Genomic DNA, 12,659 nt, shown 5'->3' with positions numbered 1-12,659 from the left:
AAACTCTACAAGCCTTTTTATTTGCGTTTTAAGACACTTCAATTAGAATTGGTACCCAAATCCTAAGTTTAAGTATATATTGTGCATAGAGAATGATATAGCGTCAAAATCACTATTTAATACTCCATTAAATCCATAAGATAATTCTCCTAGTAAAAAGAAGTGTTTATTCATCTTCCACTCAGCACCTACTTGAGTACCCCATTGGAATTTACGTACTTCATCAGAGAAGTCATAAGGAGCACTACTATCATCTTCGAAAGTTAATTTAATACCGTTAGGATCAGTTTGTCTTAGATGACCATTCGATACATATCCATCAAATGTTTTGTCTATTAAAGCTGAGAAGTATAAACCTCCATAGATATTCCAGTTATCATTGATAGAGTACACCACATTTACAGGAACTGTTAGATAAGTATTTCTTACCTTCGTTTTTACATCTCCTGTGAAGTAACCTCTTACTTTAGAGTTGTCTTGTATAATCTCTGTTAAGTAACCTTTTACATTGGCCTTTGTTGTCATCCCTTTACTTTCAAAGCGAAGACCTAAACGAACTCCCCATTGTTTGTCATCAGTTAACCATTTTGTAGCATTAGCTTCTAATCCTAACTGTAGACCTGGGTTATAACTATTGATTTTTCTTATTTCTTTTGGAAGACCTAGAGGAGAAGAACCACCTATACTAAAGTGTGCTCTTACTTGGTAGTCCATATTTTCTGTAAAGAATTTTTCAAAAGAATTTTTGTCTGATGCTTTTGGTTCTTCTTGATTTTGTGCAGAAGTAGCAGTCAGTACTCCTAATGATAATACTAACGTATATAATATTTTTTTCATTGTCTCTTAATTATCTATTGTACTAATATTACTTATCGAAGTCTAATTCAACTTCATCAATTTGTAGAGTACTACCAACAGCTCCATTGAAGATATCTCCTTCCACACTTGCAGAGAATACGATAGCAATCATATAGTTAGCCTTCGGATCAAAAGTTTTTCCCTCTACCATTTGGAATGGGATTTCAAATTTTGTCCATTCATCAGTTTCAACTCTGTTCTTATCGTCTAATCTTGCGATAGCAACCATCCTAGGATCTAAGAATTTGTGATCACCTGCTAAGAATTCTTTTTTAGGATTATCTCCTTTTTCAAAGATAATAGCATACGCATCCCATGCATCTTTAGTTAGTGCAGATCCTTCTTTGCTTGTGATTGTAAAGTCTTTTCCTGCTTTATATTTATAGTATCCTTTTAATGTTTTAGGCATATTAATTCCTGTACTATATGGAATACCAAATCTTGTAGATTTAATAGCTGGGAATGTGAAGTTAAAAGTACCTAAGTATAAGTTTCCTGCCGCGATAGGAGACCCCATCATACTACCAAGAGGTCCAGTACTTCTAGTTACCATTTTTACTCCTTTACCTTTGTACCCATCATTAATAGAGAAAGTCGGGTACACTGCTGGAGATAATTCTTGGTCGTCTTCTAGTAGTGTTTCAGCTAGCATATTATAACCTTGGTTACCACTAGCCCAGTCGTATTTTATCATACCATCAGGAAGTACTTCGAAGAATTCGTGGTATTGTCCATCAGGCCCTTCAGTTACTTCTGTGTGTACATTCTCAAAATCATAATGTGTGATAAACGTATTTGTCAAGAAGCTTACATTGTATGCTTTTTTCCATTTACCATCTTGTGATGTAATAACGTATTGTATTGGTCCTTTAGAGAAGTTTTGTTTTGATCCATTTTCAGGAGTAATAGTTGCTCCGTCCGATAATTTAAATAGTGGTGCGAACTCTCTTTCGTCTACGTCAGGAAGAAGTCTAAAGAATACATTATTATTAGTAATTGTTGGAGTAGTAAGTAAGAACTTATTTGCATCTTCAATTGTTGCAGAAGTAATGTCTGATTCCATTGTGTCTGCCTCATCTTTTATACAAGACGAGAACGTGATCCCTATGGTTGTTAATAGGGCGAATAATAAGTAGTTTATTCTCATAAGTATTGTATTATTTATGTTATATAAAATTATTGCTTGCTATTTAATGATAACTTAATGTTTAATTAACGGTCAAATAACAAATGAACGTACAAAGATAAGGATTATCACTCCAATAGCCGTTTCCTTTAAATACGTTAAGGATATGAGAACAACTGTCTTTTTTGATATTAATATAATCAATTCGTTTTTTTGTAGTCTTAAAGTTTACCTATTCATTGAGAAAACGAAAGACACTATGAGAATGTTTCAAATGGTTTTTAAATAATAAAGGTCAATCTATACGATTGACCTTCATAGTTTAATGTTTTTTTAACGTTAGAACGTATACCCAAAACCGAGATTTAAGTAAATATTATACATTTTAAAGGAGATAGCATCAAAGTCTTTTTTAAATACACCATTCAACCCCCAGTTTAGATCTGAGAATATGCGGAAATGGGTATTTAGTTTGTATTCACCTCCTACTTGTACTCCATATTGAAATCTGTTGAGGTTCTCCGAGAAGTCATAGTCTCCTTTAGCATCTCCTTCAAATTCTACAGGTGTACCGATAGGCGTACCTTCTCTTAATACTCCATCATACACATATCCTGTAAAGTCCTTGTCTATTAAGCCTGATAGATACAGTCCTCCATAGGCATTCCAGTTATCAGACGCATTATAGGCTACTAATACAGGGAAGGTGATATAAGAGTTTTTCATAGTAGTTTTTACATTTCCTGTGAAGTACCCTTTGGTTTGTTTCCCATCACCACCATCTATCTGAGTATAATAGTTCTTTACACGAGCATCTGTTTTCATACCTCTACCTTCCATGCGCAGTCCTGTACGGACTCCCCATTTATGGTCATTACTCAGCCATTTAGTTACATTTAGTTCTAGTCCTAATTGCAATGTAGGGTTATAACTATTGATCTCTCGTATCTCAGCAGGCATACCGAGTGGAGTACTTCCTCCTATGCTGAATTGTCCTCTTAGTTGATATTCTATATTTTCCTTAAAGAAAGCTTTAAATCCTGTTGTGTCTTTTGTTTGAGCGAAAGACACTGTGTTTAATCCTATCAATAGGATTAAACAAATACTATATCTCTGTAGTAATCCCATCTTATTCCTTATTATCTTTTTCATAAACTAACTCTATCTCGTCTACTAGCAGTGTACTGCCTACTGCGCCCTTAAAGTCCGCTCCATCTATACTAGATGTCATCACGATAGCGAGTATATAATCTTTCTGTGGATCATAGGTCTTACCAGGTACTAGCACAAACGGAACATTAAACTCCGTCCACAAGTTCGTCTCTATTCTATCTTTAGCTTCTATTCTAGCGATAGCTACATTTCTAGGGTCTTTAAAAGCGTGATCACCTGCTAGGAAGTTGTTTTTCTTTTGTGTCTCAAATAAGATTGCATAGATATCAAAAGTGTCTTTAGCACCTGGTATCTCGTTATAATTACTATCTGTCACGATCTTACCAGCAGTGTATTTAAACGAACCTCTTAGACTAGTAGGTAGCTCACCTGTGTAGGGCAGCCCAAACTTGGTAGACTTAATAGGAAATAGAGGATTGAGCTTAAAGGTTCCAAGGAATAAGTTACCCGCAGCTATAGGGTTACCAGCTATCTGACCCGTTTTAGAAGTATAGACCGTCTGCATCTTTACAGACAGACCACCTCTTCTACCAGGCGCTATTGTAGTAGGGTATCCTTCTGGAGGAGTGTTTCCAGCCACAGTAGAGTATCCCTCATTACCACTATCCCAGTCGTGTATTTTATCTCCATTAGAGCCTATTTCGTAGAATCTATAATACCTGTTTTTATTTGTAAGCTCTGCATTGTTAAAGGTGTATAATGTACTTAGCTCATCACTCGTGAAACTAACGATATACTTCTTTTTCCAACTTTGATCTTGTGCAGTTATGATGACTTCCTGACTATTTCTGAAATCCCTTGTTGTGCCATTAGGTGGATCCATAGTAGCATTAGGCGAAATGATAAAGAATGGCGTTTGTTTTTCTAAATCAACATTCGCTTTTACTCTAAACTCTACAGACGTATTCGTGATAATAGGATCTGTCTTTAGATACTCAGAAGGAATATATGCCTCTAGAATGTCTGCATTCGTATCTAGTTCCTCATCCTTGATACATGATGAGAAGATTAGTGGGGTTAGCAGTAAGAAGGCTTTAATGTACTGATTCATATAAGTCTTTTTTTATTGGGATAACAATATTCTTGCCACAGTTAGTTTTAGTATGATGTCTTCTTCATTTAGATACCCTATATTCTCTGTCATAATCGAGATAAAAATAAATATATTGTTCTGATTATTTATCTAAAAGATGATTTTTTAGTGGTTTGATTATTAGTTTTTTGTACAATAAAAAAGGGATGACCATTCAGATCATCCCTTAGTTAGTATATATTGGATTGTATTATTTCAGAGCTCTAGTTTGATATAGATCCGTACGTCTATCTTTTTTGATACGTACACTACCGTGCTCGTGTAGTTCTTTTAGTAAGTCTACATCCACATCTACGATAAGTGTCATTTCTGTATTAGGTGTTGCTTCTGCTTTTACTCCATTTGTTGGGAAGGCAAAGTCAGAAGGAGTAAGTACAGCTGCCTGAGCGAACTGAATATCCATATTATTCACCTTCGGTAGGTTACCCACACATCCAGCTATCGCTACATAACACTCATTCTCGATCGCTCTAGCAGCAGCACAGTTTCTCACACGAGTATATCCATTCTGCGTATCTGTAAGGAATGGAACGAATAAGATATCCATCCCTTGATCTGCTAGTAATCTAGACAATTCTGGGAACTCCACATCATAACATATCATGATACCAATCTTACCACAGTCTGTATCGAAGGTCTGTATCTTAGATCCTCCTCTCATACCCCAGTAGTGTACTTCGTTAGGAGTGATATGAATCTTAGAATACATCTCATATGTACCATCTCGCTTACATAAGAATCCTACGTTATATAAGATACCATCTACTAGGTACGGCATACTTCCTGTGATGATATTGATATTATACGAGATAGCAAACTCCTGAAACTTTTTGCGTATAGAGTCAGTATATCTCGCTAATTCACGTATTGCATCTGCCTCAGATAAGTGGTTATAGTCAGCCATAAGTGGTGCTGTGAATAACTCTGGGAACATAGCGAAGTCACTCTCATAGTCAGATACTGCATTGATAAAGAATTCTGCCTGATCGAAGAACTCTTGTAGATCGTTTAGCGGTCTCATTTGCCACTGTATCAGACCTAGTCTGATCACACTTTTTTTAGCATTGATCAGCTGTACATCTTTCTCATAGTAGATATTATTCCACTCTAGAAGCACTGCATATTCCTTAGAGCTCGTGTCTCCCTCTAGGTAATTGCGCATTAGGCGTACCATGTGGAAGTCGTTAGCCATCTGGAATGACATCACTGGATCGTGTATTTCTTTTGTTTTTACTTTTTCTAGATATTGCTTAGGCGTTAGCTCATCTGCATATTTAGAGTATTTAGGGATACGCCCTGCGAATACGATAGATTTTAGGTTTAATTGTTCACACATTTCTTTACGTGCATCATATAACCTTCTTCCTAATCTAAGTCCTCTATACTTAGGATGGATGAATACGTCTATACCGTATAGTACATTTCCTTCCGGATTATGTGTGCTAAAAGTAGAATATCCTGTAATCTGCTCATAGGTATGTGCAGACATTGCCTGTTTTTCATCTATAATAAGTGACAAAGCTGACCCTACTACAACACCATCTACTAAAACGACAAGCTGTCCTTCTGGAAAGACTTCTAATAATTGTTCGATTTCATCTTTGTTCCAGTACGAATCTTCTAGCCCTTGGTATGATTCGAGCATTGATTTTTTTAGCTCTAAATAATCGTCAATTAATAAATTTCTTAATTCTACTTTATTGATAGTAGTTTCCATAATGAATTTTTTTGTTTGCAATTTACGAATAAAAGAAAACAAAGTAAATGAGAAGTTTGGTTAAATATTCAAATAAGTGTTAAAAAATGGGGCTATTTTTGATATTGTTTTTATTGAATAAAGCTATATGTAATAAAATATTAACTATTAAAAAAAACAGTTATGAGTTCAATAAAAAACAAAGTGCAATTAATTGGCAGGGTTGGACAAGATCCAGAAGTGAAAATGTATGAATCAAATAAAAAGCGTGCTACCTTCTCACTTGCTATAAATGATGTGTATTATAACGATGCAGGAGAACGAGTAGAATCTTGTAATTGGCATAATATTACTGTGTGGGGGAAGCTAGCTGACATTGTTGAAAAGTTTGTTAATAAAGGAAAAGAAATTGCTGTCGAAGGTAAGTTAGTTAATCGTAGCTTTGAAGATAAAGATGGTAATCAGCGCTATGTTACCGAAATTGCTGTTTCAGAATTAGTTTTTCTAGGCAGTAAGTAAAGTTTTATTATTTCTGTTGTCGCTCAAAATTCTTGTGAATATTGAGCGACTTTTTTTGGTATTAATCCTTTGTAGATAGCTCTTAGAAAGGAATTGAATAACTATTTAGTACAGTGTTATTTAACTTTATAATTAAAGTCTTACATCTCATTTTTTAAAAAAGCCTTACCTTGCTACAGGATAATTTAAGTAGTAATACAGTGGATAAAATATTAGTTATCGAAGATGATATTCGCGTAGCAGAATTACTTCAGCGCAGTCTAGAGGAACAAAACTTTGAAGTAGATGTAGCTTATGACGGATACTTAGGGAAAAAACTTGCCTTTCAGAAACCGTATGCTCTAATCATAACAGACGTAATCTTACCTAAAATAAATGGTATAGATCTGTGTAAGGACATTAAGGCTACCTTACCTCATATCCCTATCATTATGCTGACAGCACTAGGTACTACAGATGATAAGGTAGAGGGATTCGATGCAGGGGCAGATGATTATTTAGTCAAACCATTTGAGCTAAGAGAACTTTATGTACGTATACGTGCATTGCTTAAGCGCTTCGAACATATACAGTCTACTGACGCTCATCTTTTAAAATATGCAGATTTAGAATTAGACCTAAACGAAAAGGTATTTAAGAGAAACGGACAAGAGATACATCTGACTCCTAAAGAGTTTAACCTACTGCAGTATATGATGGAGAATCCTGAACGTGTACTATCTAGAACAGAGATTTCTGAGAAAGTATGGGATACACATTTCGATACAGGTACTAATTTTATCGATGTATACATCAACTATCTGCGCAAAAAGATAGAAATAGACCCTTCTAAGAAAGTGATTCATACCAAATCTGGTATGGGATTTATACTAAAGAGTAATGAGAATTAAGACTAGACTTACCTTATTGTTTACCTTACTAGTGGCATCTATATTATTAGTATTTGCTGTAGTAGTGTATTGGTCTTCGTCTAAGAATAGGGAAGTGGAGTTCTTTGAAGAGTTAGAGAAGGAAGCTATCACTAAGGCTAAGCTATATCTAGAGACAGAGGTAAAGTCATCTACACTACATAAGATATACAGATATAATAATGAAGTCATCAATGAGGTGCAGGTAGCTGTATATGATTTTGACTTTAATCTATTATATCACGATGCAGAAGAGATCGATAGTGTCAAGGAGACTAAAGAGATGATCGATCAGATCGCTTCACAAGGGCGTGTACACCTATTCCAAGATGACTGGCAGGTGATCGGTATAGTGTATAACAGTGGAGGTAAGGACTATGTAATCACAGCCATCGCTCTAGATCAGTACGGATATACGAAGTTGCACAATCTTTTTCTGACGATACTAGTGTTGAGTATTGTGTCCTTGATTGTTATTTTCTTTGTGGGAAGTTTCTTTGCAGAGCGTGTCCTACGTCCATTGAAGCTAATGAACGAAGAGATTAATAATATCACTGCTACTAATCTAGATTTGCGTGTGAGTACTAAGGCTAATCAGGATGAGCTGAGTCGATTAGGAAATACATTTAATACGATGCTAGACCGACTAGAACAGTCTTTTGATTCGCAGAAGCAGTTCGTGTCGAATATCTCACATGAGCTACGCACTCCACTAGCAGCAGTGATAGCAGAGTTAGAATTATCACTGTCTAAAGAACAAGACACCGCTAGCTATATCAGAACGATAGAGAACGCCTTATCAGATGCGAAGAAATTGGTTAGATTATCAAATAGTTTACTAGACTTTGCGAAGGCGAGTTATGATCCTACCGAGATTGTATTCAAGCCTACTAGAATAGATGAAGTAATATTAGATGCCTGCCAGAAGATACAGAGGGGTAATGCTGGATATACCTTCAGCTTTATGATAGATGAAGAGATAGACAGCGAAGAGTTAGTGACGGTACGAGCAAACCCTTACTTACTCGAAGTAGCTATTATTAACTTACTAGAGAATGCGTGTAAGTACTCTGATAATCATCACGGTAAGGTGAGTATTTCTAATCTGAATAATGCAGTAGTGATCAAGATAGCAGATGAAGGGTTAGGGATGAGTGCAGAGGATCTAGATGGGATCTTTAAGCCATTCTTTAGAGGTGAGAACGGAAAGCACTTAGACGGAAATGGTATCGGACTCTCCTTGACCAAGAAAGTTATTGACTTACATAAAGGTACTATTACAGTCACTTCAGAGATAAATAAAGGTACAGAGTTTACTATAACCTTATAGTATAACCAAATAATAGTAGAAAGCACTCCTAGTAGGGGTGCTTTTTTTTGTGGTGTTGTTTTCCATTTTTATTAGTAATTAGAAGGTATTCTATTCTTGATAAATATTTTTTCTGCTCTTTTTGGGTAGGGACGATCGGCATGTGGTCGGCTAGTGATACCATAGTGATTGCATTAAAATAGGCTAAAATTATGCGACCACTATCCCATCACTATGCGACCACTATGCGATCAGTCAATTTAGGACTGGTCAAAGCGAGAGTATCAAAGGGAGTGATGATTTTATTGTTTTTGGGATACTATATGTGGGTATTCTAATAGGATTCTAATTTTTTTCTAAAAGCTTTCTAATAGCCTCTAGGAAGGGTAATACCTACTTTTGCCAAGTCAAAAAAAAATAAGAGATGGAAACAGAATCCACATTAGTCAAACGGGAATGTTAAACCTTCTTTCTGAATATGCATGATAACAATGTAGCTCAGAAAGAGCAAAAAAAAATAGTTATCATGTTAATTACAGTATTTATAGGAAGATTAGCTCTTGCTTTTATTTTAGGAGCTCTTATCGGGGCAGAGAGACAAGTGAGACAAAAAAGTGCAGGTCTAAGAACCAATACGTTAGTGAGTATCGGTGCAGCAGGCTTTGTGTTGATGGCATATACCATCGGTGATATGGCTGTGGGTAGAGTAGCCTCTTATGTAGTGAGTGGTATCGGATTCTTAGGAGCTGGAGTGATTATGAAAGACGGATTCAGTATCCGTGGACTAAATACTGCTGCAACGATCTGGTGTTCGGCTTCAGTAGGGTCTATGTGTGCAGTAGGCTTATGGATGGAAGCGATAGCGATGACAGTATTGATTTTATTAGCACATATTTCGCTTAGACCTATTGGTAATATGATTAATAAACTCTCTTTTGAGAGTGAGACAGACTCAGCTGAGGTTCATTACGAGATTATCGTAGGATGTAAAGAACAAGTAGAGAATCACATCAGAGTAATGGTCTTAGAGAATCTGCGCGCTCAGAAAGACCTTCAGTTGCGTTCGTTAAAAAGTACAGATAATGGCAATCCTGCTTTTTCGTATCTGAAGTTTGAGATACTATGCATCGGTAAGAAAGATGATATTCTAGAACAGATTACTAGTAAAGTTTCTTTAGAATATGGAGTATCAGAAGTGACATGGGAATTGACAGCGTATTAATCTATTAAAAACTGAGGTATTATGAGAATGCATAACAGAGATTTAAAAAATCTACAGAAGATAGCAACTGATATGAACAGTATGGAGAAGATAACGATGATGCTGCCTGTGATCAAGAAGATGCCTATTATCGACATCAGCGAGCTACTGAGCAGAGTGGCTAATGATGATTTGGTTCTTGTGTTTAATGAGTTTACAATAGCAGAGCAAGGGGAGATTTTTGCAGAATTTCCATTGGTGAAGCAGTTAGGATTCTTTCAGAGAGTGAGTAAGAAGCTATTCGCTAGGATATTCGAAGAGATGCCATCAGATGCTAGAGCAGATCTGTTTCAGCTGATGACACAGCAGGAGCAGGTAGACTTACTGCCTTATCTGACGAAGAATATACGTGAGAATGTACTAGCACTTAGTTCGTATCCTGCGCATACAGCAGGTGGTATTATGATTACAGATTTCGCTACAGTGTCTAAAGATATGACGTGCTTCGAAGCGATACAACAAGTGCGCAAAGACTCTCCTTCTAAAAAGACGATATACTATGTATATGTAGTGAATGAGGATAAGACTTTAGTAGGTTTTATTACTTTAAAAGATTTAATCATAGCTGAGCCTGATGTATTAGTTAAGGACGAATTACATACAGAGTTTGTATTTGGTTTTTTAAGTGATAGTAGTGAGTCGGTAGCAAAGAAAATAGATAAGTATCAGCTAGTAGCCTTGCCGATACTAAACGATAAGAAACAGCTAGTAGGAATAGTGACACATGATGAGGCGCTAGATGTGATACAAGCAGAACATACAGAAGATATGGAACGCTTCATGGGAATCATCGGTACGAATGAGGAGTCTGATTATAATCAGACGAGTATATTCAACCATTTTAAGAAGAGAGTGTTTTGGCTTGTGACACTAGCAGTGATTGGGATAGGTGCTGGGATGATCATCTACAGTTATGAAGCGACATTAATGCAACTGATGATTCTAGCCTTATACATGCCGATGATTGCCTCTACAGGAGGTAATGCAGGAAGTCAATCTGCGACAGTAGTGATCAGATCACTGGCATTAGGGCAGATTACAGTAAAGTCATGGCTAAAGGTATTGTGGAAAGAGCTAAGGATAGCGTTGATGTTATCTTGTTTTCTTGGTTTAGTCGCTTTTGGTATCGTAGTGTTTCTAAACTGGGGGACAGAGATTCCGACAGGTTATACACTAGCGTCCATAGGAGGAGTGATCGCGTTAGCCCTGTCGCTACAGGTGATTACCTCTACGATAATAGGAGCTTTGTTACCGATGTTGGTTCGCAGGTTTAATGGAGACCCTGCAGTAGCAGCTAGCCCAGCTATCACTACGATTGTAGACATCTCAGGGCTATTGATTTACTTTAGTATAGCAGCTCATTTTTTTAACTTAAAGTAGCACGGTTATTGTAGATTATACTTAACATAAATTATATAAAAAATAATGCAAAAATTACGCTCTCGATGCGATCTGTCAGCAGAAGGATAATAAAAATTCATAAAATGCTTCGTTATTTAATATGGAATCTCCGTATTATGAAGTAACTTTAAAGTGTTTTTAAGATAAAAACTTAGTGAAATAATAAATAAGGTATTAATTAAAAATAAACATAATGGCTAAAACATTAAAACTAGCAGGTATTTTAGGAGTTAGCATATTATTGAGCTATTGTTCTGAAAAGAAAGAGCAGGCAGCAGATAGTGCTCAGTTTACAGTAGAAAATAAGATCATCACTCTAACTGAAACTTCAAATCTAAAAGACAGAATAAAAACAAGTAAGGTATCAGAAGAGGACTTTACTTTCGATCTAGTTACTGCTGGGGTAGTGAAAGCTATTCCCAACCATTATGCAGAAATAGCATCTCCTTTCTCAGGGAGAATAGTCAAATCATTTATCAAACTTGGTCAAAAAGTGAGTGAGAACACTCCTTTATTTGAAGTGTCTTCACCTGACTACTTCGAGGCTCAAAAGGATTACTTCGATTCAAAACAAGAGTTTAAACAAGCAGCTCTAAACCTTAAAAGACAAGAAGACTTACTGAACAACGGTGTTGGGGTAAGACAGGAGTTCGAAGAGGCAGAGACAGAATACTCTATCGCTAAGGCGGCTTATGATAACGCTCGTGCAGCATTAAATATATATAGTGTAGATGCTAGCTCACTAGTACTAGGACAGGCATTGACAGTGCGTTCTCCTATAGCAGGAGAGGTCTTAGAGAACAACCTAGTGATAGGACAGTTCATTAACGATGAGGCTGACCCAGTAGTGAAGATCGCTTCACTAGGTAAAATATGGATAGTAGGTAAAGTGAAAGAAAAAGATATCAATCACTTAGCTAAACTAAATAAAGTACAAGTGGAACTTGCAGCATATCCTGATGCTCCACTATCTGGTACTATCTATCATATCAACGAGATCGTGGATGAGGAGACTAGAAGTATAGATGTACTGATAGAGGTGGATAATGAGAAGAGAATTCTAAAACCAGGTATGTATGTGAGTGTTCGTTTTATCGATCAACCAGAACCAGTAATCTTAGTGCCTTCTAGAGCAGTATTACAAGGAGAGGATAACTCATTCGTATTCGTGAAGGTAGGAGAGAATAAGTATGCTAAGAAGAGCATCGTGATCGGAGGAGTGTCTGGAGATAAGACTGTTATTCTATCAGGATTAGATAAACAAGATGAGGTAGTAAGTGAAGGAGGAATCTACTTGCCACAAGCTATTTAATAA

Annotated in this window: 11 protein-coding genes; 6 read left to right on the top strand and 5 right to left on the bottom strand. The window is 36.4% G+C overall.

Features of this window, described 5'->3' with window-relative positions:
• Window positions 1-42 precede the first annotated feature (42 nt).
• The 5 genes from AABL85_RS01015 to AABL85_RS00995 all read right to left on the bottom strand — a co-directional run bounded on the left by AABL85_RS01015 (window position 43) and on the right by AABL85_RS00995 (window position 5,967).
• On the bottom strand, window positions 43-837 hold the full coding sequence (locus AABL85_RS01015) for a porin family protein (protein WP_341308858.1): 795 nt from the start codon (window positions 835-837) through the stop codon (window positions 43-45).
• 28 nt (window positions 838-865) lie between these two features.
• Window positions 866-2,005, bottom strand: a complete 1,140-nt coding sequence (locus AABL85_RS01010; RefSeq protein WP_341308857.1) for a PCMD domain-containing protein — start codon at window positions 2,003-2,005, stop codon at window positions 866-868.
• Between the two features lie 318 nt (window positions 2,006-2,323).
• Window positions 2,324-3,112, bottom strand: coding sequence for a porin family protein (locus AABL85_RS01005; protein ID WP_341308938.1), 789 nt, complete (start codon window positions 3,110-3,112; stop codon window positions 2,324-2,326).
• 1 nt (window position 3,113) lies between these two features.
• The gene (locus tag AABL85_RS01000; protein ID WP_286414895.1) at window positions 3,114-4,208 is read right to left on the bottom strand and encodes a PCMD domain-containing protein; all 1,095 of its coding nucleotides are present in this window, start codon (window positions 4,206-4,208) and stop codon (window positions 3,114-3,116) included.
• Between the two features lie 232 nt (window positions 4,209-4,440).
• Entirely contained in the window at window positions 4,441-5,967 is a 1,527-nt protein-coding gene (locus tag AABL85_RS00995; RefSeq protein ID WP_006257814.1) for a bifunctional GNAT family N-acetyltransferase/carbon-nitrogen hydrolase family protein, read from the bottom strand.
• Between the two features lie 162 nt (window positions 5,968-6,129).
• Between AABL85_RS00995 and AABL85_RS00990 the strand changes: the two genes are divergently transcribed.
• From AABL85_RS00990 to AABL85_RS00965, 6 genes are all read left to right on the top strand, one after another.
• On the top strand, window positions 6,130-6,465 hold the full coding sequence (locus AABL85_RS00990) for a single-stranded DNA-binding protein (protein ID WP_006262518.1): 336 nt from the start codon (window positions 6,130-6,132) through the stop codon (window positions 6,463-6,465).
• A gap of 170 nt (window positions 6,466-6,635) precedes the next feature.
• A complete protein-coding gene (locus AABL85_RS00985) occupies window positions 6,636-7,355 on the top strand; it encodes a response regulator transcription factor (RefSeq protein ID WP_131540437.1) in 720 nt (239 codons plus the stop codon).
• The gene (locus AABL85_RS00980) at window positions 7,345-8,703 is read left to right on the top strand and encodes a HAMP domain-containing sensor histidine kinase (RefSeq protein WP_131540438.1); all 1,359 of its coding nucleotides are present in this window, start codon (window positions 7,345-7,347) and stop codon (window positions 8,701-8,703) included. Before AABL85_RS00985 ends, AABL85_RS00980 begins: the two co-directional genes overlap by 11 nt.
• Window positions 8,704-9,208: 505 nt before the next feature.
• A complete protein-coding gene (locus tag AABL85_RS00975; RefSeq protein ID WP_006257810.1) occupies window positions 9,209-9,904 on the top strand; it encodes an MgtC/SapB family protein in 696 nt (231 codons plus the stop codon).
• A 21-nt stretch (window positions 9,905-9,925) separates the two neighbouring features.
• Complete coding sequence (gene mgtE / locus AABL85_RS00970; RefSeq protein WP_006262522.1) at window positions 9,926-11,323, top strand: magnesium transporter; 1,398 nt, start codon at window positions 9,926-9,928, stop codon at window positions 11,321-11,323.
• A gap of 214 nt (window positions 11,324-11,537) precedes the next feature.
• The gene (locus AABL85_RS00965) at window positions 11,538-12,656 is read left to right on the top strand and encodes an efflux RND transporter periplasmic adaptor subunit (protein ID WP_341308856.1); all 1,119 of its coding nucleotides are present in this window, start codon (window positions 11,538-11,540) and stop codon (window positions 12,654-12,656) included.
• The last annotated feature ends 3 nt before the right edge of the window (window positions 12,657-12,659 follow it).

This window comes from Myroides odoratimimus, from assembly GCF_038039805.1.
GTDB classification, from domain to species: domain Bacteria; phylum Bacteroidota; class Bacteroidia; order Flavobacteriales; family Flavobacteriaceae; genus Flavobacterium; species Flavobacterium odoratimimum_B.
The sequence above is the reverse complement of the archived record's forward strand: the minus strand, read 5'-3'. Positions and strand labels throughout refer to the sequence as shown.